Source organism: Teichococcus rhizosphaerae, assembly GCF_002631185.1.
GTDB lineage: Bacteria > Pseudomonadota > Alphaproteobacteria > Acetobacterales > Acetobacteraceae > Pseudoroseomonas > Pseudoroseomonas rhizosphaerae.
The window spans coordinates 49,355-70,124 of sequence record NZ_PDNU01000021.1; the positions used below are offsets into that span (position 1 = coordinate 49,355).

The following is a 20,770-nucleotide window of genomic DNA, read 5'->3' on the forward strand; positions in this document are numbered from 1 at the left end:
GCTGTCCTCAGTTGCCGTTCGGGAACATCCGGGCGTTGCCGGGCTGATAGCCGGAGCCGGGCGTCAGGAACCGGCGGCGCTGTTCACGGCCTTGTTCGGCGGCTGCGGCGCGCTCGGCATCGACAAGCGCCTGCGCTCGGCCGTTCGCAGCGACCACAGCGACCAGGTCTGCGAGTTGCTGCGCCTGCAATGCGAGCAACTGGTTGCCGGCCTGGGTTGCCTGAAGCGCGCCGGTCGCACCCTGGCTCTGCCCGACCAGAGCCGCCATCTCGGCGCGGTTGGTGTCGATGTTGCCGACGACACCGGCCTGCACGCGCAGCGCGTCCTGAAGGCCGCCGACCGTGTTCTGCCAGCGCGATCGTGCATCGGAGACGAGACGCTGATCCGAAGTGGACAGCGAGATGTTGCTGTACTGGCTCTGAAAGGCTTGGTCGATCTGCTGCACGTCGAAGGCGATGCGCTGTGCCTGACCCAGAAGCGCTTGCGTGCGCTGCACCGATTGCTGGAGCTGCTGAAGCGAGGAGTAGGGCAGGCTCGCGAGATTGCGGGCCTGGTTGATCAGCATCTGCGCTTCGTTCTGGAGGCTCTGGATCTGGTTGTTGATCTGCTCGAGCGCCCGCGCGGCCGATAGGACATTCTGGACGTAGTTGGTCGGATCATAAACGACCCACTGCGCCGCTGCCGGGGTGACGAACACGGGCGATAAGGCGACGGGCAGCGACAGGATGGTTGCGGCGAACAGCGCCGCGCGAGAGCGTCGGATCATCATGGCTTGGGCTCCAGGTTGGCGAGATCGGGAATGAGGTCGGCGGCCCATCCGACATCGCGGGCGCGCAGCCAGGCGGACAGGAAGCCGTCGCGGCCATGCTCGGCGAGGATCGCCTCGATGGCGGCCTGATCAGTTTTCGAGGATGCCGCGCAGAGCGCGAGGGCGACTTCGGAGAGCCCCAGCTCGAACAGCCGGTTGCCGCGCCGCGACTGGCAGTAATAGTCGCGCTTGGGTGTGGCCCGGCTGAGGATCTCGATCTGGCGGTCGTTCAAGCCGAAGCGCCGGTAGATGGCGGTGATCTGCGGTTCGATCGCGCGTTCGTTCGGCAGCAAAAGGCGCGTCTGGCAGCTTTCGATGATGGCCGGAGCGATCGCGCTCCCATCGATGTCAGCCAGCGATTGCGTGGCGAAGACGACGGACGCGTTCTTCTTGCGCAGCGTCTTCAGCCATTCGCGCAGTTGCGCCGAGAAGCCTTCATCGTCGAGCGCGAGCCAGCCTTCGTCGACGATCAGGAGCGTGGGCCGTCCATCCAGACGGTCGCCGATCCGATGGAAGAGATAGGCGAGGACCGCCGGCGCCGCGCCGCCGCCGATCAGCCCCTCGGTTTCAAAGGCCTGGACCGCAGCTTCCCCTAGCTGCTCGCCTTCGGCGTCCAGCAGCCGTCCGTATGCACCGCCCACGCAAAAGGGTCGCAGCGCCTGTTTGAGATCATTCGACTGGAGGAGGACGGCGAGGCCCGTCAGCGTGCGCTCAGGGACCGGCGCGGACGCCAGCGAGGTCAGCGCCGTCCAGAGATGTTCTTTCACCTCCGGCGTGATCGTGACGCCCTCGCGGGCAAGGATGGCGGCAATCCAGTCGGCTGCCCAGCCACGCTCATGGGTTTCGTGAACGCGTGCGAGTGGCTGGAGGGAGACCGACGACGCGGCGCCTTCCGTCAGGCTGCCGCCGAGGTCGTGCCAATCGCCTCCCATGGCGAGCGCGGCTGCGCGGATCGAGCCGCCAAAGTCGAAGGCGAAGACTTGGGCACCCGGATAGCGCCGGAACTGAAGCGCGATAAGCGCGAGCAGGACGGACTTGCCCGCGCCGGTCGGTCCGACGACCAGTGTGTGGCCGACGTCGCCGACATGCAGCGAAAAGCGAAACGGCGTGCTGCCCTCCGTCTTGCCATAAAGCAGGGGCGGCGCACCAAAATGCTCGTCCCCTTCCGGCCCGGCCCAGACTGCGGAGAGCGGAATCATGTGGGCGAGGTTCAGGGTGGAGATCGGTGGCTGGCGGACGTTGGCGTAGACATGGCCGGGCAGCGAACCGAGCCAGGCATCGACGGCATTGATGGTCTCGGACATCGCGGTGAAGTCGCGGCCCTGGATCACCTTTTCCACGAGGCGCAACTTCTCGTCGGCGGTGCGCGGATCGGCATCCCAAACGGTGACCGTGGCGGTCACATAGGCCTGACCGGCATAGTCGGCCCCAAGCTCCTGCAGGGCCATATCGGCATCGGCGGCCTTGTTCGCAGCGTCAGTATCGACGAGCGCGGATGCCTCGTTGGTCATCACCTCCTTCAGGATCGCGGCGATCGACTTGCGCTTGGCGAACCACTGCCGCCGGATGCGCGTCAGCAACTTCGTGGCGTCCGTCTTGTCGAGGAGGATCGCCCGCGTGGACCAGCGGTAGGGAAAGGCGAGCCGGTTGAGATCGTCGAGAATCCCTGGCGTCGTCGCGGTTGGAAAGCCGTTGATCGTCAGCACGCGCAGATGAGCGGCGCCGAGCCGCGGCTCGAGGCCGCCGGTCAGCGGCTCATCGGCGAGCAGCGCATCGAGGTAGATCGGTGTTTCGGGCACGCGGACGCGGTGGCGCTTCGTCGAGACAGTCGAGTGCAGGTAGGTCAGGGTCTCGCCGTCATCGAGCCACCGGCATTCCGGCATGAACCCGTCGACGAGCTGGAGGACGCGGTTTGTGCGGTCAATGAAGGCCGCGAGGGCTTCATGGGGATCAACGCCGGACTGTTGGCGACCCTCGTAGAGCCAGGTTTCCGCCCGCGCGGCGTCCTCGGCAGGCGGGAGATAGAGAAAGGTCAAGAAGTAGCTCGACTCGTAATGCGCGTCCGCTTCCTCGAAGTCGGCCTTGCGCTCCGCATCAACGAGGGCGGAGGCGGCGTCCGCGAAGCGGCTTGCCGGATAGGAGGCGGCTTCGTGGCGCTGCGCTTCGACGAAGATCGCCCAGCCCGAGCCCAGACGCCGGAAGGCGTTGTTGAGGCGACTGGCGACGGCCACCAGTTCAGCGGCCACAGCTGAGTCGAGATCGGGACCACGAAAGCGCGCGGTGCGCTGGAAGCTGCCATCCTTGTTGAGCACGACCCCTTCGCCGACCAGCGCCGCCCAGGGCAGGAAATCTGCAAGGCGGGTCGCGGTTCGGCGATATTCGGCGAGGTTCATCATGGCCGCGCCTCAGACCGAGAGATGGCCCGGAATGCGCAGATGCCGGCGGCCCACTTCGACAAAAAGCGGATCGCGCTTTGCTGCCCAAACGGCGGCGAAATGGCCGATCGCCCAGATGAGGAGACCGACCAGCCATAGCCGCAATCCGAGACCGACAGCGCCGGCGAGTGTGCCGTTCATGATGGCGATGCTGCGCGGTGCGCCGCCCAGCAGAATATGCTCGGTCAGCGCGCGGTGGACCGGAACCGAGAAGCCCGCGACCTCATCGGGATGATGCAGGAGGCCCGTCATCAGACGAGCGCCCCGCCGCCGAACGAGAAGAACGACAGGAAGAAGCTGGACGCCGCGAAGGCGATCGACAGGCCGAAGACGATCTGGATGAGGCGCCGAAATCCTCCGCTCGTGTCGCCGAACGCCAGCGTCAGGCCGGTGACGATGATGATGATCACCGCGATGATCTTGGCGACCGGCCCCTCGATCGACTGGAGGATGGACTGCAGCGGCGCTTCCCAGGGCATCGAGGAGCCGGATGCGTGGGCGGCGGGCGCCAGAAGAAAGCTCAGGGTCAGCGCCGTGGCGGCGGTTGCGAGGCGCTGATGGCCGCGCGCAATGTGTCGGATCATGCGGGTTCTCCTTGTGGGTCGGGAGGCTGGGTTGCGGGGGAAAGGTGGTAGTCGGTGTCCGTCCCGAGCCCTTCGACGCGGGCGAGTTCGGCGAGACGCCGCGCAGCGCCGCGGCCGGAGAGCACGGCCACCAGATCGATGGTCTCGGCGATCAGCGCCCGCGGGACGGTGACGACAGCTTCCTGGATGAGCTGCTCGAGGCGGCGCAGCGCGCCGAGCGCGCTGCCCGCGTGGATCGTGCCGATCCCGCCGGGATGGCCGGTGCCCCAGGCCTTCAGGAGATCGAGCGCCTCAGCCCCACGCACCTCGCCGATCGGGATCCGATCCGGCCGCAGCCGCAGCGAGGAACGCACCAGGTCGGACAGGGTCGCGACGCCGTCCTTGGTGCGCATGGCGATGATGTTCTGCGCCCGGCATTGCAGCTCGCGGGTGTCTTCGATGACGATGACGCGGTCGGTTGTCTTCGCGACCTCGGCCAGCAGGGCATTGGTCAGCGTGGTCTTGCCGGTGCTGGTTCCGCCGGCGACGAGGATGTTGGCGCGCGCTGCGACCGCCTGCCGGAGGATGGCAGCCTGGTCGGCCGTCATGATGCCCGCGGCGACATAGTCGTCGAGCGTGAAGACGGCGACGGCAGGCTTGCGAATCGCAAAGACCGGAGCCGTCACGACCGGCGGCAGCAGGCCTTCGAAGCGCTCGCCGGTTTCGGGAAGCTCGGCCGAGACGCGCGGGCGACGGTCATGCACCTCGGCGCCGACATGATGGGCGACGAGGCGGACGATGCGTTCGCCATCGGCCGCCGAAAGCCGTTCCCCCGTATCGGACAGGCCGTCAGAGTGCCGGTCGACCCAGAGCCGCCCATCGGGGTTGAGCATGACCTCGACGATCGCGGGGTCTTCCAGGAATCGGGCGACAGCAGGACCCAGCGCGGTGCGCAGCATGCGTGCGCCGCGTGAAGCTGCTTCCGATCGCTGATGGTTGACCGCCACGTCGTCCCCGTTCGCTTGCGGGCCCGCGCGACGCGCGGCCCTGGATCGGGGATGAGTAAGAAAGGCAGGAATTGGGGCGTTGCAACAACGCTCAGGGGGTCGTCGTACTGTGGCGAAGAAAGACAGGTAATCGGCGGACCGGCGTCGAGCCACGGCAGCGTCTGAGGCTGCCGATCGGCTCGTTTTCCCGAGCGGGAATAATTCAGGCCCGGGAGCTACCCCGAGGCGCAGGATTTCCCGAGCGGGAAATTCTTATAGACATTCTTCAGAAATCCATGATACTTTCCCGTTCGGTAAATATCATGGTCAGACGCAACCTCACCACCGCCGAGATCGGCGACATCGTGCGAACCACCCGCAAGGCCGCTGGCCTGCGGCAGGACGAGCTTGCCGGCGCAGCTGGCGTCGGCCTGCGCTTCATCGTCGATCTCGAAGCGGGCAAGCCGACCGCGCAGATAGGCAAGACACTTCAGGTCCTGGCAGCGTTGGGCTGCTCGCTCGATATCACACCGCCGCCCGACACCAAAGGAGCGCGGCCAAAAGATCCTCAGAAGCCATGACGCGCACCCTCGATATCTGGTGGGACGGGCGCCTGGTGGGCCAGCTGACGCAAGACAAGCATGGTGAACTCGGCTTCGCCTATGCGCCGGCTTGGCTCGACGACGAGGCGGCGCAGCCGTTGTCCGCTTCGCTGCCAAAGCGGGCGGAGCCGTTCAGTCGTCGCGAGTGCAGACCGTTTTTCGGCGGTCTCCTGCCAGAGGAAAGCCAGCGCGACGCGGCGGCTCAGGCACTCGGCGTGTCGCGCGCCAATGATTTCGCCCTTCTTGATCGCCTCGGCGGCGATGTGGCAGGTGCGCTCCAGCTTCTGCCGCCCGGCGAAGGTCCGACCGCTCCTGCCCCCGATCAACGGCCAACCCCGCTTGCAGATGCAGGCTTGATCCGGGTGCTGGACGCGCTGCCCGTCCGCCCATTGCTCGCGGGCGAGGAAGGCTTGCGGCTCTCTCTCGCTGGCGCCCAATCCAAGGTGCCGGTGGTTCTGGTGGATGGCGCGGTGGCGTTGCCTGCGCCGGGCCAGCCCACGACGCATATTCTGAAACCGCCGATATCGCGGTTCGCGGCGACGACCGAGAACGAGGCGTTCGTGATGCGCCTTGCTGCCGCAATCGGTCTCGATGTCGCGCCGGTAGAAGCGCGCATCGTTCAGGATCGAACATTTCTGCTGGTCCAGCGCTATGACCGCGTCATTGGCAACGATGGCTTTGTGCGCCGGATCCATCAGGAGGATTTCTGCCAGGCGCTCGGGGTGCCACCGGAGACCAAATACGCGAGCGAAGGCGGCCCGACCTTCAAGGATTGCTTCGCGCTGCTTCGCCGCGTCGCCGCCAGGCCCGCTGTCGATGTGCTGAAGCTTCTCGATGCGGTGATCTTCAATGCGATCGCCGGGAACGCCGACGCACACGGCAAGAATTTCTCGATCCTATATGACACAGAAGGCCCACGCATCGCCCCGCTGTATGATTTGCTTGCGACCGTTGCCTATCCCGATCTCTCACCGAAATTCGCCATGAAGATCGGAAAGCGAGGAACGCTAGCGGAACTGGACGCCAAGGGCTGGGCAGCGTTTGCGGCGGACGCCGGCCTCGGCTTGCCGCTGATACGCAGGCGGGTCGCGGAGATCAGCAAAGGCGTTCGCGACAAGGCAACAGGCGTCGCGGCGGAGCTTTCGCGTGCCGAGTTAGACAGAACAGCTATTGAGCAGTTTGCCGATATGGTCCGCGACCGCGCCGAGCGCTGCGCTTTGACATTTGCGGGAACTGCTCGGTGACGCGTACCTTTCAGCAGCGTTAATATAATCGCGAGGTAGTATGAGAAAGATCTCCCCAGAAGCAGTCAGGGATGACTTTCGGCAGCAGTTGCAGGACCTCGCGGCATTTCATCAGACCGGTTTCGCCGCGTTCACCACGGAGGCCGACCAGTCTACCCAAACCGAACGTAGTCTCTTGGCTGCTGCGGTCAGTTGGGAGGGGTTCGTGAGCGACATGTTCATCGCATATATCAACCGCGATGCAACTCGCTTCAAGCAGCATCTGACACAATCGTTTAATGATCACCTTGACACGGCAGCTAAGCCGCGTCGTGTTTTCGATTCATTTGGGAAGCTGGACTTCCCAAAGCATCTCAAGAAGGCTGATGTTCAGGCCTTAGCGGACAACGTCGGCAACAATATCACGTTTCCGAATTACGCGGAGCTCGAGCGGCGGGCGGGCATTTGGCTTATTCCTGCCCACGCCGCAAAGTTTAGTGGCCTGACCGCACAGCAAAAAGCAGTGATCGACTCCGTAATTGCGCTTCGTAACCATATCGCTCACCGCAGTCAGCGATCGCTTGATGCGATGAACAACACGTTGGCGGCTGGCGCTTTATACCCTACCGGTATCCAGCGCGGCCCGAACCGCTTCCACATGGTGGGTGCTTGGCTGAAGGCGAGGCCGGTTGGATCGCCGAACACGCGGTTTGATCTGGTCATGCGTATTCTGGATTCAGTAGCTGCGACCTTCTAGGTCCTATGGAATGGGGCGAATGTGCAGCTCCGAAAGTTGGCCCTAGCCGTCTGGAATGCCTTTGCCGCTGACGTCTTCGGGAATCTCTCTCAAGAAACTCTGGCCCTTCTGCAGGCGCCGCCCCAGCGTCTCGATAAAGCCTTCGTAGCGCTCCCGCCCTTTGGCCTGTGCTGACGCTTGAGCATCGTTCGGCAAGGGCGGCGTGATCGTCAGCCAGAACCGGACGAAGAGGGCCAGTGTCTCTGCGGTGACGCCGAGGTCGCGCTCCAAGCGCTGGACCTGGCGCGACAGGCGATCGAGGCGGCGCGCGAACGCGGCCTCGCGCTTGTCCGCGCCATCAGGTGACAGGAATGACGCAACCGCCGCTTCGACGATCGCGGAGCGGGAGAGCTTCTTGCGGTCGGCGAGATCGGCGATCTGGCGGAGCATCTCGGGCGGGAAATAAACGTTCATCCGGTCGCGCATGGTTGCCTCACAGATCGATGCCGTCATTGGGATCGAGCGCGACCTGTCTCGCTACGCCGCGCATCTGCTGGCGCAGCGCCTGACGCTGCCGCGCCGCGTCTTCCGGCTCATCGTCCAGCATGATGGAAAACTCGTCGGCCGCGGCAGGTCCGGTTGTTTCCTTGGCGATCGCGACATGGTCGGGCAGCTCCGGCTCGCGCCTCAGCCCGCCATTGGCTGTGTCCTCCGCCTTGTCGAGCTCAGCCGCCAGCAATGCGTCGGGTCGCTGCGGCTTCAACTCGGACCAGGCGTCCCTTCGGGCCGAACGCCCGCATTTCGCCGGGTCGGGTGACGGCAGGATGCGCTCCTTGAAGCGGCGATCCTCGAAGTAACGGGCCTTCTTGGCTCGGATGGGATGGACACCGGCGGCCATGACGATCTCGTCTGTGGCCGGCAGCTGCATCACCTCGCCGGGTGTGAGGAGCGGCCGCGCCGTCTCCGAGCGCGAGACCATCAGATGACCGAGCCAGGGGCTGAGCCGATGCCCGGCATAGTTCCGCATCGCCTTCATCTCGGTCGCCGTACCGAGGGCGTCGCTCACGCGCTTGGCGGTGCGTTCGTCATTGGTGGCGAAGCTCACGCGCACATGGCAGTTGTCGAGGATCGCGTTGTTTGGGCCGTAGGCCTTTTCGATCTGGTTCAATGACTGGGCGATGAGGAACGACTTCAGGCCGTAACCCGCCATGAAGGCGAGCGCGCTCTCGAAGAAGTCGAGGCGGCCGAGCGCCGGGAACTCGTCGAGCATCATCAGCACGCGATGCCGCCGGTCTCGCGCATGCAGATCCTCAGTCAGGCGTCGGCCGATCTGGTTGAGCACGAGCCGGATCAACGGCTTCGTCCGGGAGATGTCGGATGGCGGAACCACGAGGTAGAGCGTTGCTGGCTTCTCATCGGCGATGAGGTCGGCGATCCGCCAGTCGCAGCGGCGCGTCACTTCCGCCACCACCGGGTCGCGATAGAGGCCCAAGAAGGACATGGCGGTGGACAGGACGCCTGAGCGCTCGTTGTCGCTCTTGTTGAGGAGTTCGCGCGCCGTCGACGCCACCACGGGATGAGGGCCGCCAGGGCCGAGATGCGGCGTCGTCATCATCGCCTTCAGCGTCGCCTCGATCGGACGGCGCGGATCCGACAGGAAGGCGGCGACACCGGCGAGCGTCTTCTCCTCTTCCGCGTACAGCACATGCAGGATGGCGCCGACGAGCAAAGAATGGCTCGTCTTCTCCCAGTGATTGCGCTTGTCGAGCGAGCCCTCGGGGTCGACGAGAACGTCGGCGACATTCTGCACGTCGCGGACTTCCCACTCGCCGCGTCGCACTTCCAGGAGCGGGTTGTAGGCGGCCGACTTGGCGTTGGTGGGATCGAACAGCAGGACGCGGCCGTGCCTCGCGCGGAAGCCGGCGGTCAGCTGCCAGTTCTCGCCCTTGATGTCGTGGACGATGGCGGAGCCCGGCCAGGTGAGGAGCGTGGGAACGACGAGGCCGACACCCTTGCCCGATCGGGTCGGTGCGAAGCACAGGACATGCTCCGGTCCATCGTGCCGGAGATAGGCGTCGCCGAGCTTGCCGAGGACGACTCCATCGGGTCCGAGCAGGCCCGCTGCCTTCACCTCCCGGAGTTCAGCCCAGCGGGCCGAGCCATAGGTCTCCACATTCTTCGCCTCACGGGCACGCCATACCGACATCGCTATGGCGACGGCGATGGAGATGAAGCCGCCTGAGGCGGCGATCATTGCGCCTTCAACAAAGATCGGCGGGGCATAGGCGTCGTAGAAGTACCACCACCAGAAGAAGGCGGGTGGATAGTAGACCGGCCAACCCGCCAGCTCGAACCACGGCGTGCCGAGCTGCGCCTGAAAGCCGAGCCGCCAGGCGGTCCATTGGGTCGCGCCCCAGGTCGTGAGCAGCACGATGAGGAACACGGTGGTGATTTGGCCCCAGAGGATTTTCGTCGCGGACATCGGTGGCGGTGCTTTCTTCCTTGCTGGCTAGAGGGCGAGCCCGCGCTTGCGGCCGAGGCCCCATTCGATGCCGCCGCCATCCTTCACGGCGCCAGCGACATGCTGGCCGAGCTTGCGTTCGATCTCGCCGGACCAGGGTACAAGCTGGAAGCCGAGGCCGTTGTCGATCATCGCGAACCGGCCGGAGGAGAGGTCGAGACGCTGGCGATAGACGCCCGCGACCTGATCACCGGCGGTCGGCTTCATGTGCGCCAGACCGGTCTCGGCGGAGAGGCGCGCCCCGACCGCATCCAGTTCGCGCCGCCGCAGCGTGGCGAGGAGGTCGCGTTGCAGGATGATCCGCTGGCCTTGGCGTCGACCGAGGCCTTGGTCGGCGAGATGCTCGGCCCGTGCCTGCAGGGCTTCGCGCACCTCTCGCCCGAAGCCTCCCATCGACAGCGGCATGGGGTCCGCCTCCACAAGCCGATGGTCCAGCCAGGTGGCCCCCGGCGCCTTGATCTGCTGGCCGAGTTCGAGGTCTGACCGGCTCGCGAGAACAAGCGTCGGGCGCGGCTCATCGGCTCGGCCAAAGCGCCGAACCTCCACGATGCCGCCGATCGCAGGCGCATGCTCGAAGGCCTCGACACCGCGGAACCGGACATGGTGGGCGCGACCGTCGGTGCCGTCGATCACCGCATAGGCTTCGCCCGTCAGCTCGTCGTGCAGGCCGCGATCGACCAGCCGCCCGATGATCGGCGCCTGTCCGCTGCCGCCTTCGATGACATAGTCAGCGACGGCGCGATCCTCACCGCGCTCGGCGAAGACGCGGTGCATGGTCTTGATGATGTCCCCGCGAAGCCCGAGGTCGCGCAGGTGGCGTTCAGCGTCGAGCCCGACCATCCACTCGCCGGGGGCGGCGGATGACGCGAGGCCCATCTTCTCCAGGTGCTGGAGCCGGCCGATCATGAGCCGGCGGGTCTGGGGATCACCGGCACCGGATTGCTCGGGACGAAGATCGATGAATCCGGTCTCGTCGGCGGCTATGCGAATCTCGACATCGAGGCGCGTCCAGCGCTCGGCCGTGATTTCGCGCTCGAGCGCCGTCTTGATCTCGTGCTCCGGCTTCGGGCCGAGTTCGATCGACACGAGATCCTCGGCCCGGGATCGCAAGCCGCGGCTGATGTAGTCGCGTGAGATGACGAGGTCGGCGCCCTGGGCGTCAACGCCTCGCACCAGCAGGTGGACGTGGGGATTGTCGGTGTTCCAGTGATCGACCGCGACCCAGTCGAGCCGGGTCCCGAGGTCGGCTTCCATTTGGCGCGCGAGGTCGCGCGTGAAGGCGCGCAGGTCCGTCATCTCGCCGGCGTCCTCGGGCGAGATGATGAAGCGGAAATGGTGCCGGTCGTCCTTCGAGCGCGCGGCGAAACCAGCGTCATCGGCGCGGTCGCTGTCGGCATCGAACATCACGGCCTTTTCGCCGTCGCGCGTGACGCCGTCGCGCTTGAGATAGGATAGGTGGGCATGGAGCGGCGCGGACCGGAAGGCCCGGCCCTGGTGGCGGGCGATCCGCGCCTTGACGACGACGCGGCGCGACGAGCTGAAAAGCCGCGCGCGGCTGAAGGCAATCCGTCCTCGCCCGAAGGTCGAACGGCCATAGCCGGACGCCCTGCGCCCCGGACCGCCGCCGGTGCCGACATGCCCCGAGCGCTTGGCGGCGCGCAGGACTTGGTTGATGAAGCTCTTGGCTTTCGGCGCCCGCGTCGAACCGATGCGGCCCGGCCGGACCCGGAAGTCGCTGTCGCCGTCGCTCATCGCCGGCCTCCGGCGGGCCAAACGCGGGGCAGTGCCGGCAATGTCCTTGAAATAGCGTGTATAATAGCCGAAACCGGCACTGCCCCCGACCGACCGGCACGTGAAAAGCCATGCGAAAGCAATGGCTTGCACGCGAGTGGCGAGCCGCTTTTATCTCGCCGTCTGTTGGTCGTGTCTGCCTCGCCCCAACCGCCCGACGCCGCCTCTTTTCGGGAGATCGCTACACCGCGCCGGAGTGCGATTCTGGTCATGGGCGCCCCCCATCATCTGCGCGGGTCACGAAGATGCCTGCCGTTTGCGTCGAAGCGGCGATTGGGGGTTGCTGCGGATCCGCGGTTCGGCTGCCATTCCTTTGACGATCAGGCTGCGATCGTTCTGCTGCAACGCTGCCGTTGGGGCGCGCGACGAACAACGGAGACCGAGTCCACGCGAGCGGGTCGGCGGTCGCGACAGCGACGCCGGCAGCGAGCGGCTCACTGCCGATCAACGGCGCGATCGCGGCCACGTAGGCGATGGTCTCGGCGGGCAGCGCGCGGCCAGCCGAGAGATAGTCATCGTAGCGCCCGGGCCCGGCATTGTAGGCCGCAAGGAAGCCCGGCGCGCCGTAGCGGTCGTGCATTTCGCGCAGATAGGCTGCACCAGCCAGGATGTTATCGCGCGGGTCAAAGGGATTGGCCCCCAGACCGTGGCGCGCCCGCAGATCCGCCCAGGTCGCGGGCATGATCTGCATGAGTCCCATCGCGCCTTTGGGTGAGACCGCGCGGACACGACCGCCGCTCTCGACGCGCATGACTGCCCAGATCCAGCGTTCGGGAATGCCGAACCGCTGCGCTGCCTCGGCGACCGCTCGTGTGTAAGCCGAGCCTGCCGCGGGTAGCTCGATGACCGAGGCCTGCGCCAGAGACGGCGCGGGCATCGCGCCGGCAAAGGCCAGGCCGGAAAGGAGAAGGAAGGGCAGTCGGCGGGCGGCCCCTTTCGCTCCGGCAGCGGGCTGGCGACGGGAGACGCGCATCGATCAGTCCCGCTCGTTGCGCTTGGTCGGCCGGTTCCAGTAGAGACCCCATGCTGATTTGTTGTCGGCCGACTGGAACAGGTTGGCTCGGATTGGCTGCGCGAAGGTCGGATCGTCGAACTGCAACGATACATATTCGCCGGCCTTCTCGCCGGTGCGCTTCCATCCCGCCCCCACTTCCGGCCCATCGGCATCATCGCCGAGGTGAACGCGATAGTCGGGCGCGTTCTCGGCGTCGGAGTGCTCCGCCGGCACCAGCACCAGAGCGGCGTCGAGGGCGAGCGTGCGGATGCGGCCGCCATAGCCGCTTTTGGTGCGGGTGAATTCTCCGATCAGACTCATGGCAACCTCCTTGGCGATGCGGTGGAACGGGTCATGGCTGCGCCGTCACCGCGTCGGCGCGCGCCAGACGAAGCGACCGTCGCCGTCTTCGTCGGTGTAGAGAGGCGTGGCCCGGCCGATCACGGTGTTGACGGCGAGAGGCCCGAAGTAGCGGCCGTCCAGGCTGTCCCGGACGCCGATGTTCATGAGGAAGAGTTCGCTCGCGCCGATCCGGTGGCAGCCGCTCCAGATAGGCAGCGTGCGTCCAAGACGGTCGCGGTCGAGCGCATTGCCGACGGTGATTCCGTCGACGGTAATGTCGCCACCCGAACGGCAGACCGTCTGCCCGGGAACTGCGGCAACGCGCTTCAAGAGCGGCACGCCGCGCGGGAGATAACCCCGGTCCTCGAGGAAGGCGGCAAGCGGCTCTGGCGCATTGACCGCAACAAGGTCGGTGACCTCGAGCGGCGTAGCCGAACCGATCTCATAGAGGCCGACCGGGACGCTGGCCGATGCGTTCCAGACGAGCCGCGGTGCAACGTGCACCATCGCCAGCGTGATCAGCAGGAGCGCGGCGCCCGTGGCCGTCAGCAGGTAGCCGGCGCGCGTCATGGCTCGGCCCTCTGTCGCAAGCGCCAGGCGCGGTGCTGCTGACGGGAGTAGGATCGCGGGGCGTCCCCGGCGGCGAGCCGGTTATGGACATGGCGCCAATAGTCAGGCGCAGCTTCGGCGGGATCGATGTCGAGCGCTTCGATCGCGTCGATCAGAAGCAGCACCTGCTCGACGCTCGGCCAGCCGCTCGTTTGCAGCAGGATTTCACCACCGGGCCGCACCGAGGGCAGCGTCTGATAACCTTCGCCCGCGCTGACGGCGCGCAGGATGTCGATGCGCGAGACGACGGTGCCAAAGCCATTCGACGCCCAGCGGACGAAGGCGAAGACAGCGCCGGCGGGGAAGCCGAGGACGCGGCGCCGTCGGTCGAGGATCTGTTCGTGAACCGCATGGCCGAAGCGGATCCAGTGCTCGATCTCCTTCTCGCGCCAAACCAATTCGACCTCGGTGAGCCGACCGGGGGGTGATGACGGCCGAACGCCCGCTGCGCTATGAAATGCCGGTACGCTCATGGCGCGTCCCCTTCGGCAGGAAACGCGCCCGCGAGGAGCTCGCGCAGCATGTCCGCGACGGTTTGGCCGCGCTGGAACGCGGTGACCTTGATCCGGCCGCGCAGGTCCGGTGTGACGTCGATCGTGAGGCGCGCTGTGTAGGCGATGGCGTCAGCCCTGCGGCCGCGCGGATCGTCGGCGGCCTTGATCCAGGCGTCCGGGTCGCCGGGCCGCGCGGCGAAGCTGCGCCTGGTCATGGTGCGAGCCTTCCAACTTCGGCGCAGAGCGCTGCGATCTCGCGCGCACCGGCGCGCTGGCCATCGAGTTCGGAGATCAGGCGGCCCGATTGCGCTGCATCCGCGAAGCCGACGCGTTGGCCGATGGCGCTCGCCAGCACCGGCGGATCGTGTTCAGCGAGCGACTTGGCGGTTTCGCGTGCGATGACGGTGCGCGCGCCGCAGCGGTTGAGCACGAAACGCGCGACAAGCGACGGGCGGAACAGGCGTGCTTCGCGGAGCAGCGCCAGCATCTCGGCCGACGCCCATCCGTCGAAGGGCGACGGCTGAACCGGGATCAGGATGAGATCGGCGGCAAGCAGGGCCGAGCGCATGAGGCCGGCGACGCGCGGCGGCCCATCGATCACCACATGATCGGCGCTGCGCGCCAGTTCGGGCGCTTCGCGGTGCAAGGTGTCGCGCGCCAGTCCGATGACGGCGAACCGGCGGGGCAGGCCTTCACGGGCGCGGGCTTCGGACCAGTCGAGTGAAGAACCCTGCGGATCGGCGTCGATGAGCATGACGCGTTGATCGCGGCTGGCCCATTCGCCGGCGAGATGAAGGGCGAGCGTCGTTTTGCCAACGCCGCCTTTCTGATTGAGCAACGCGACGATCATGACCGCGCGCTCCGTCGGCCGTGGGGTGGTTTTCCACCGTCGCCCCGCTCCAACAAGAAGTTAGATTCGTTGTTAGATTCTAAGTTAAGGCTCGGAATCGCCGTTTCAGGCCAGAGGGTTAGTTGCGATTTCCGCGCCCGAAGTCCCGAGGCGGCTGCGCCCGAAATCCCGATACCATTTGCGCCCGAAGTCCCGATCGCATCCACAACACCATCCACAGGGCCTGTGGACAAGTTGATGGGGCGGATGTGCAGGCGTTCCTGACGACCGGTGCGCTCCAGAGCCAAGCGATAGCCGGGCAGCGGCTGGCGGGCGACGATGCGGCGGATGTCGATGGCGAAGTCGGAAACACGCGCCTGGCTCCCCGATTTGGCGTGCAGGTGCGCGATTTCGAAGGTCCAGCCCGCTGGCTGACGGCCGGCATGCTTCCGGGCGACCCGATAGAGCCAGCGCTCGATGCCGCCGGTCAGTCGGAAATAGGCGGGATCGATGGCGAGGACGAGCGAGCGGTCAATGACACCGCGATAGAGCCAGTCGGGCAGGACGAACTCCATGCCCTCTACGCGGCCGTCGCGCGTCGTGCATTCCCCCCACTCGTTGATCCAGGAGAATTGCTGACGCCGCCAATGCTCGCCGTTGCGGATCGTGGTGCGGATGACCGTCGACTGAAGGCGCGCCAGAGCGCCCTTGAGGAGCCGATAGTCGCGCGATCCCGTCTGGCGCCCGATGGCGGTCAGGAGTTGATACGGCGTGAAGCGCAGGAAGCGTGACGTTTGGAAGCCGAGGTTTGCGGCCTCGACGATCTGGCTCGCGGCCCAGATCAGGATGTCGGCATCCCAGATGGTCGCCATGCCATGCTCGGGGACCGCGAAGACTTCGACGCGGATGTCGCCGGCTTGGTAGTGGATCGGTGAGGTACGCTTGGCCTTGGCGAGCGAGAAGAAGGGCCGCTCCATCAGATCGCGCTGGTCGCGCGGACTGGCGTCGCCGGTGGCGACGACGAACGGGTCGAGCCGCGATCGTTCGCTCAAGGAGAGGGGGCGCTGCCGCGGGGACATGTCGGACGGCTCAGCGGGCTTGGCCGCCGCCGAAGGCAGGCGTGACGGCGGCATGGCGCTTGGCGGGAAGGACACTCCCGCGCGGATCGGACGTCGAGGTGACGAAGCCGCGGTCAGCCCACGCTTTCAGGTCCTCGAGCGCGTAGACGACGCGCCCGCCAAGCTTGCGATAGGCGGGACCGGTGCCGTAGGTCCGGTGCTTCTCGAGCGTGCGATCCGAGAGACCGAGGAAGCGGGCCGCTTCAGGCGTGCGGAGAAAGCGTTGCGGCACGCCGGCGCCATTGGGTGACATGATCGGGCCTCCGAGGGTTCGCGAGAGCCGCAGGGGGACAGCGGCGGTTGGCGGCTACCCTGGCGGACCGCGAAGTTGCGGAGGGAGTGGGAAGCTGGCGGGAGCAAATCCCCACACCAGGCGTGCTAGCGTCGACGGCGATGGCTCAGCAGGCGTCGATAGCCGCCGGCGATCATGGCGAGGCCGCCGCGCACGAGGTCCATGGTGGCGAACCGGCGCGAGGATGTTTTCCAGGGTTCATCGGCGAGGTCGCGTGCGCCGAACAGTACCGCCGCGATCTCGCGGTAGCTGGCGCCGCTGAGACGACCGTCGACGGCCTGCAACATCCGTCGCGCACGTTGACGCTGCTGCTTGGTCAGCCGCGTGTCGGCAGGAATCGAGCGGCCATGGAGCGAACTCAGGAGACGGGCTACGGCCTCGAGCCGATCGAAGCCTTCGGGGCCGAGCGGGATGACGGCCGCCGTGCCTTCGTCTGCGCCTAATCCGCCGAGACGCAGGATCTGAAGCCGTTCGCCATTCGTGAGGGTGTGGACGAAGTGGGAGCCTTGCGCGTCTGACTGGCCGGGCGCCTGCGCGTCAATGGATTGTGACGTGTCGTCCTTCGGCAGGATGGCGGGCGGTGCGGTCAGTAGTACGACGCCAGTGTTCACGGTGGGTGCCCAGATGGGCGCGGCCTCTTTGGCGTCGAGGGCCGGCGACAACAGGAAATCGCAGCCCCCATCGAGACCTCGTCGCCTCGGTTGCTGCGGTGTCGGCGTTCGGTTCCAGCTGAGCGGCCTCGAAGTCGCGCTGATAGTCTCCGTTCCGGCGCAGCCATTCCCAGGCGAGTTCGGGCGAGACGAGGCCTTCGACGTATTCGTAGCGCTCGGATGATCGCCAGTGCGAGATGTCGGGGGTCATGCATCCTCCGCCAGCAAACCTGCAGCAGCTTCGCTGCGCAGGATTCCGCCACGAAAGCGCCAGCGGAAGCCGGAGAAATGGAAACGGGCGATGCCGCCGCGGCATCACCCCCGCATCAACGACGCGGGTGCTCGTGTGCGAGCTCGCGGTAGCCGTGCTGGGTCATCCATTTGGCACGATCGAGATGGCTGTCATGGATGCGGCGGGCCCGCTCCGGTTCGGCGGCCGGGTCAATGCCGAACAGGATTGACACGGCCTCTTCCCAAGCAGCGCCGTCCGACGCGGCATCAAGGAGACGGAGGTAGAGCGTCATGTGCGCCCGATCATAGTCGGTGATCGACGCGCTCTCCGGCGGCCGTTCGAGGAAGTCTGCCTTGGTCACGACGCCCCACCTGGAATCACAGAGCCCCTGCGTGTCGGCATGGCGTTAACCAAGCCCGACTTCGACGGCAACTGGTATGGCTGCTGGCTCGCAACGCGGGTTGGCCGTCGTGGAACGGCGCTAGTTTCTCTTCCGCATGTCACTGGCGGCTTTTCGGCCATGGACGAGCATCACCCCTTCACCTTGGTCGGACTGCAAGAGGACGATGCCATGCGCTTCGAATGCCCGGCGCACCTGATCGCGCGTACTCTCGTAGACCTTCAAGTCGCTCTCCGACTCGAGGCGCTTGAGCGCGGTCAGTGATACACGGGCTTCGTCAGCGAGCGTCTCCTGTGTCCAACCCAGTAGCGCGCGTGCGGCCCGCGACAGTCGGGCGGTGATCATGCATGATCACCTCCACTCGGACCTCAGCGCACGCCAGAACTACGACTATAATAGTCGCTCTTGGCCTCTCGGACCAGACTGAAGAGCGTCTATTGCGGTCGCTCGAGTAGTTCAGGCCGCAACCTGATTCGGATGCTTTGGCTGACGAAGGCCCCGTCCGGATCGACCGGACGGGGCGTCGCCGGAGCCTCAGTCGCCGTTGCGGCGGCTGGGGCGGGACCAGATGAGGCTGAAAGCTTCGCCGTCCTCGTCGTCGAACAGGTTGGCGTAGATCGGGGCGTTGAAGCTCGGGTCGTCCAGCTTGAGACCAAGATAGTCGCGGCCCTCGTTGGAGCGCTTGGACCAGGCGGCGCCGATCTCGGCGCGACCGACCAGGACGCGGTGGCTGGGGGCGTTCTCGCCGGTGGCCCGGGTCTCGGGGACGATGCGGACGTTCTTGGCCTGAACGCTCAGGGTGACGATCTCGCCGGTGAACTCGTTCGTGCCGGTCTTCTTGAAGGTGCCGATGGTGGCCATGTCATTTCTCCTCGATCTGAAGTCTCGAGCCCGCACCATTGCGGCCCCGATGGCGATCGACGGGCCGGAGACGCTCGACGGCGCACCCCAGCCTCGGGGCCCCAGTTCGCTGGGGTAGGCTTGGGGCCTGACAGCAAAGGAGAAACTTTCTTGTCCCGCGAGGAATGACGGCGCAGCCGGCAGGGGAAGAAAGTTGTGACGCCGCTGTTGCGCCATAGGCGAGCGAGGCGTGAGCCGGTCTTCGGCCAGATCAGGCCATTGAAGAGGCCGCTCGGGTGCGCTCGATCTGGCTAGATCCCGAGGGGATGACGTGGCGGCGCAGGGCATCGGCCGAATTGGCACGCGCGGCTTACGCGATCGGCGTTTCTGAGCGCGGAGCTGGCACGTCTCGTCCTGCTGATGAGGGGCGCCTGACCGGTGACGCCCGTCAGCCTGCGTTTGGTCGGTCGGCTAGTGAGCAGCCTGGGATCAGACGATCAGCGAGCCCTGCGCCATGACAGGTTGCGCGCTTACGTGCGCGCCCTTTCGCCCGATCCCACATCAGGTCGGTCGATGGTTGGTGCGTGGTGCGCGTCCGCTTTCTGGTCCGGCTCTGCGGTCAGTTCGACACTCAGGCATTGGCAACGCCCCGGCTGGTCGATCCTGGCGGGGTGAGTGACGTCACGCGGATGAAGGTCGTGACCGCAACGGCAATCGCCCCGATGACCGAGAACACGAGCTGCCAGGCTTCCGACGGCATGGTGTGCTTCACGATGCCATGCGTCGCGTGAAAGCCCGCGATGCCTGCGGGCGCGACGAATGCCAAGGCGACGAGGAGTTTCAGCCAGGCCGGCCGCAGGAGGGCGAGCAGAAGCTGGCCGACGCCGAGTGCGATACCGGCACCAACGGCGCCGATGACGATGGCACAGAGCAGGCCGGCGCCGGTCTCATGCGCCCAGATGCCCGCGCTGACGCCGATGAAAGCTGGAAGCGCAAAGACGGCGAGCGTGAACAACAACCAGCAAAGTGCGCCGATGGCGACGAGCGAACCGAGAATGGCGAAGACGATCATGGTGGTGGCCTCCGTGAGAATAGGTCTGACGGGTGCGCCAACCACCACCACCAAGGCGCATTGCAGAGTATAGCGAAATTCGACGTGCTTCGGGAGCGGAAATCGAACCGATCTCCGCCCGCGAAGCTGTTCCGCCAGACGTCAGACGTCGAACGGATCGATCTCGGCCACGACCTCGGCATCGCCGTCGAACTCGTTGCAGGGAGTGACAGACAGCGTGCCGTCGCCCGCCCGGAAGATGATGATGGCGACCATCAGGGTGCCAGCGAGGCTGTTTGCGAAGGCATAAGCGGCGTCGAGGGACATCGGTCCGGCTCCTGTTCCGAGCGGAGGACCATCCCCCGCTGACAGGCGCCCGATGTGTCCGGCCGAGGGCCGCAATCACCGCGTAGGCGAAGACGAAGCGGCGGCACGCCAAGGCGTAGCCGACCCTTCACGGGTTGATGGCATCAGGCCCCCGGTTGGAACAAGGATCAGCGCATTTGAAGCGGGGGTCGCGAAGTTTCAGAATAGGAGCTACACCGATGGCCGGACCAAGATGCTGGTGCTGACGTAGCTCTTCATGCTGACGACAGAACTTGACGCAGTCATCATGCGAAGGCTTGCTGCCGATATGTTTGCACCCTTCAACGCAGTTCAGATTCGTGTGTCAATCGACGATATTGACCCTCCTGCTTGGAGGCGTCTGATCGTACCGATCGACTGGAATCTGGAGCAATTGCACCTGACGATCCAAGCGGCGTTTAACTGGTGGAATTACCACCTGCATGAGTTTCAGATTGGCGGACTGCGCTTTAGCGATGCGGCTGCTGCTTACGAAAGCTCCAGCAGGGATGATCCCAAGGTCTTTGAGCAGACGGACGTTCGCTTGCGTGACTTCACGAGATCTGGTGCGAGGTTCAACTACCTGTACGATTTCGGCGACGGCTGGTCGCATACCGTTGAATTGGAACAATGGCTTTCCCTCGACGTCGCACCAAAGAAGGCTCAATGCATCGATGGTGCACGGGCTCGCCCTCCCGAAGATATCGGCGGGATACCCGGCTATCAGCGGTTTCTTGAAATCTTGGCGGACCCGAGCGACCTGGAACACGATGAAACCAAGCAATGGTGCGGAGGATATTTCGATCCTGACTGGTTCGACCTCGCGACTGTCAACAAGGACGTGAGCAATGCGCTGAAGCCCAATGTGAAGCGGCGTCTTCACCAGCCGAAACCGCGAAAGGCTTGAGT

The 20,770-nt window shown here is 65.8% G+C and carries 27 protein-coding genes; 4 read left to right on the plus strand and 23 right to left on the minus strand.

Annotation, left to right across the window (positions count from 1 at the left end):
- Window positions 1-7: 7 nt before the first annotated feature.
- Genes trbJ through trbB form a run of 5 tightly spaced genes read right to left on the minus strand, consistent with a single transcriptional unit; the run spans window position 8 to window position 4,813 of the window.
- Window positions 8-766 (minus strand): P-type conjugative transfer protein TrbJ, encoded by a 759-nt coding sequence (gene trbJ / locus CR162_RS12090; RefSeq protein ID WP_456316213.1) that lies wholly within the window; start codon window positions 764-766, stop codon window positions 8-10.
- On the minus strand, window positions 766-3,204 hold the full coding sequence (gene trbE, locus CR162_RS12095; protein ID WP_099095810.1) for a conjugal transfer protein TrbE: 2,439 nt from the start codon (window positions 3,202-3,204) through the stop codon (window positions 766-768). Before trbE ends, trbJ begins: the two co-directional genes overlap by 1 nt.
- Before the next feature lie 9 nt (window positions 3,205-3,213).
- Window positions 3,214-3,495: a VirB3 family type IV secretion system protein gene (locus CR162_RS12100; RefSeq protein ID WP_099095811.1), complete on the minus strand. Its 282-nt coding sequence runs from the start codon at window positions 3,493-3,495 to the stop codon at window positions 3,214-3,216.
- The gene (locus CR162_RS12105; protein ID WP_035599872.1) at window positions 3,495-3,827 is read right to left on the minus strand and encodes a TrbC/VirB2 family protein; all 333 of its coding nucleotides are present in this window, start codon (window positions 3,825-3,827) and stop codon (window positions 3,495-3,497) included. Before CR162_RS12105 ends, CR162_RS12100 begins: the two co-directional genes overlap by 1 nt.
- Window positions 3,824-4,813 carry a P-type conjugative transfer ATPase TrbB gene (gene trbB, locus CR162_RS12110; protein WP_099095812.1) on the minus strand — a complete coding sequence of 330 codons (990 nt, stop codon included), beginning with the start codon at window positions 4,811-4,813 and terminating at the stop codon, window positions 3,824-3,826. Before trbB ends, CR162_RS12105 begins: the two co-directional genes overlap by 4 nt.
- A 302-nt stretch (window positions 4,814-5,115) precedes the next feature.
- Between trbB and CR162_RS12115 the strand changes: the two genes are divergently transcribed.
- From CR162_RS12115 to CR162_RS12125, 3 genes are read left to right on the plus strand one after another with little or no spacing between them, the layout of a single operon-like run.
- A complete protein-coding gene (locus CR162_RS12115; RefSeq protein ID WP_099095813.1) occupies window positions 5,116-5,373 on the plus strand; it encodes a helix-turn-helix transcriptional regulator in 258 nt (85 codons plus the stop codon).
- Window positions 5,370-6,638 carry a type II toxin-antitoxin system HipA family toxin gene (locus CR162_RS12120; protein WP_099095814.1) on the plus strand — a complete coding sequence of 423 codons (1,269 nt, stop codon included), beginning with the start codon at window positions 5,370-5,372 and terminating at the stop codon, window positions 6,636-6,638. The genes CR162_RS12115 and CR162_RS12120 overlap by 4 nt, the downstream gene beginning before the upstream one ends.
- Window positions 6,639-6,678: 40 nt before the next feature.
- The gene (locus CR162_RS12125) at window positions 6,679-7,374 is read left to right on the plus strand and encodes a hypothetical protein (protein WP_099095815.1); all 696 of its coding nucleotides are present in this window, start codon (window positions 6,679-6,681) and stop codon (window positions 7,372-7,374) included.
- Window positions 7,375-7,416: 42 nt separating this feature from the next.
- Here CR162_RS12125 and CR162_RS12130 read toward each other — a convergent pair whose 3' ends face one another.
- The 18 genes from CR162_RS12130 to CR162_RS22395 all read right to left on the minus strand — a co-directional run bounded on the left by CR162_RS12130 (window position 7,417) and on the right by CR162_RS22395 (window position 19,843).
- Complete coding sequence (locus CR162_RS12130; RefSeq protein ID WP_099095816.1) at window positions 7,417-7,839, minus strand: CopG family transcriptional regulator; 423 nt, start codon at window positions 7,837-7,839, stop codon at window positions 7,417-7,419.
- A gap of 7 nt (window positions 7,840-7,846) precedes the next feature.
- Window positions 7,847-9,835, minus strand: a complete 1,989-nt coding sequence (locus CR162_RS12135) for a conjugal transfer protein TraG (protein WP_099095817.1) — start codon at window positions 9,833-9,835, stop codon at window positions 7,847-7,849.
- Window positions 9,836-9,862: 27 nt separating this feature from the next.
- On the minus strand, window positions 9,863-11,626 hold the full coding sequence (locus tag CR162_RS12140; protein ID WP_099095818.1) for a relaxase/mobilization nuclease domain-containing protein: 1,764 nt from the start codon (window positions 11,624-11,626) through the stop codon (window positions 9,863-9,865).
- A 247-nt stretch (window positions 11,627-11,873) separates the two neighbouring features.
- Entirely contained in the window at window positions 11,874-12,638 is a 765-nt protein-coding gene (locus CR162_RS12145) for a lytic transglycosylase domain-containing protein (protein WP_099095819.1), read from the minus strand.
- A gap of 3 nt (window positions 12,639-12,641) precedes the next feature.
- The gene (locus CR162_RS12150) at window positions 12,642-12,980 is read right to left on the minus strand and encodes a DUF736 domain-containing protein (RefSeq protein WP_099095820.1); all 339 of its coding nucleotides are present in this window, start codon (window positions 12,978-12,980) and stop codon (window positions 12,642-12,644) included.
- A gap of 45 nt (window positions 12,981-13,025) precedes the next feature.
- Window positions 13,026-13,571, minus strand: a complete 546-nt coding sequence (locus tag CR162_RS12155) for a S26 family signal peptidase (protein WP_099095821.1) — start codon at window positions 13,569-13,571, stop codon at window positions 13,026-13,028.
- Window positions 13,568-14,083, minus strand: a complete 516-nt coding sequence (locus tag CR162_RS12160) for a DUF2840 domain-containing protein (RefSeq protein ID WP_099095822.1) — start codon at window positions 14,081-14,083, stop codon at window positions 13,568-13,570. Before CR162_RS12160 ends, CR162_RS12155 begins: the two co-directional genes overlap by 4 nt.
- Window positions 14,080-14,319: a ribbon-helix-helix protein gene (locus CR162_RS12165; RefSeq protein WP_099095823.1), complete on the minus strand. Its 240-nt coding sequence runs from the start codon at window positions 14,317-14,319 to the stop codon at window positions 14,080-14,082. The genes CR162_RS12160 and CR162_RS12165 overlap by 4 nt, the downstream gene beginning before the upstream one ends.
- Window positions 14,316-14,954, minus strand: coding sequence for a ParA family partition ATPase (parA, locus tag CR162_RS12170; protein ID WP_099095824.1), 639 nt, complete (start codon window positions 14,952-14,954; stop codon window positions 14,316-14,318). Before parA ends, CR162_RS12165 begins: the two co-directional genes overlap by 4 nt.
- Window positions 14,951-15,985, minus strand: a complete 1,035-nt coding sequence (locus tag CR162_RS12175) for a replication initiator protein A (protein WP_338662459.1) — start codon at window positions 15,983-15,985, stop codon at window positions 14,951-14,953. The genes parA and CR162_RS12175 overlap by 4 nt, the downstream gene beginning before the upstream one ends.
- A 37-nt stretch (window positions 15,986-16,022) precedes the next feature.
- Complete coding sequence (locus CR162_RS12180; RefSeq protein WP_011579870.1) at window positions 16,023-16,304, minus strand: helix-turn-helix transcriptional regulator; 282 nt, start codon at window positions 16,302-16,304, stop codon at window positions 16,023-16,025.
- Between the two features lie 125 nt (window positions 16,305-16,429).
- Window positions 16,430-16,954 carry a DUF2285 domain-containing protein gene (locus CR162_RS22835; RefSeq protein WP_099095863.1) on the minus strand — a complete coding sequence of 175 codons (525 nt, stop codon included), beginning with the start codon at window positions 16,952-16,954 and terminating at the stop codon, window positions 16,430-16,432.
- Complete coding sequence (locus tag CR162_RS22390; protein ID WP_011579872.1) at window positions 16,881-17,204, minus strand: transcriptional regulator domain-containing protein; 324 nt, start codon at window positions 17,202-17,204, stop codon at window positions 16,881-16,883. Before CR162_RS22390 ends, CR162_RS22835 begins: the two co-directional genes overlap by 74 nt.
- Before the next feature lie 115 nt (window positions 17,205-17,319).
- Window positions 17,320-17,586, minus strand: coding sequence for a DNA -binding domain-containing protein (locus tag CR162_RS12190; RefSeq protein WP_073135215.1), 267 nt, complete (start codon window positions 17,584-17,586; stop codon window positions 17,320-17,322).
- 120 nt (window positions 17,587-17,706) lie between these two features.
- Window positions 17,707-17,970 (minus strand): helix-turn-helix domain-containing protein, encoded by a 264-nt coding sequence (locus CR162_RS12195; RefSeq protein ID WP_011579874.1) that lies wholly within the window; start codon window positions 17,968-17,970, stop codon window positions 17,707-17,709.
- A 189-nt stretch (window positions 17,971-18,159) separates the two neighbouring features.
- Window positions 18,160-18,486 (minus strand): DUF736 domain-containing protein, encoded by a 327-nt coding sequence (locus tag CR162_RS12200; RefSeq protein ID WP_011579875.1) that lies wholly within the window; start codon window positions 18,484-18,486, stop codon window positions 18,160-18,162.
- Window positions 18,487-19,096: 610 nt separating this feature from the next.
- Window positions 19,097-19,537: a hypothetical protein gene (locus CR162_RS12210; protein ID WP_099095826.1), complete on the minus strand. Its 441-nt coding sequence runs from the start codon at window positions 19,535-19,537 to the stop codon at window positions 19,097-19,099.
- 141 nt (window positions 19,538-19,678) lie between these two features.
- Entirely contained in the window at window positions 19,679-19,843 is a 165-nt protein-coding gene (locus CR162_RS22395; RefSeq protein ID WP_011579877.1) for a hypothetical protein, read from the minus strand.
- A gap of 256 nt (window positions 19,844-20,099) precedes the next feature.
- On the opposite strand from CR162_RS22395, the gene CR162_RS12215 reads away from it, so the two are divergent.
- Window positions 20,100-20,768 (plus strand): plasmid pRiA4b ORF-3 family protein, encoded by a 669-nt coding sequence (locus CR162_RS12215; protein ID WP_338662461.1) that lies wholly within the window; start codon window positions 20,100-20,102, stop codon window positions 20,766-20,768.
- Window positions 20,769-20,770: the final 2 nt, after the last annotated feature.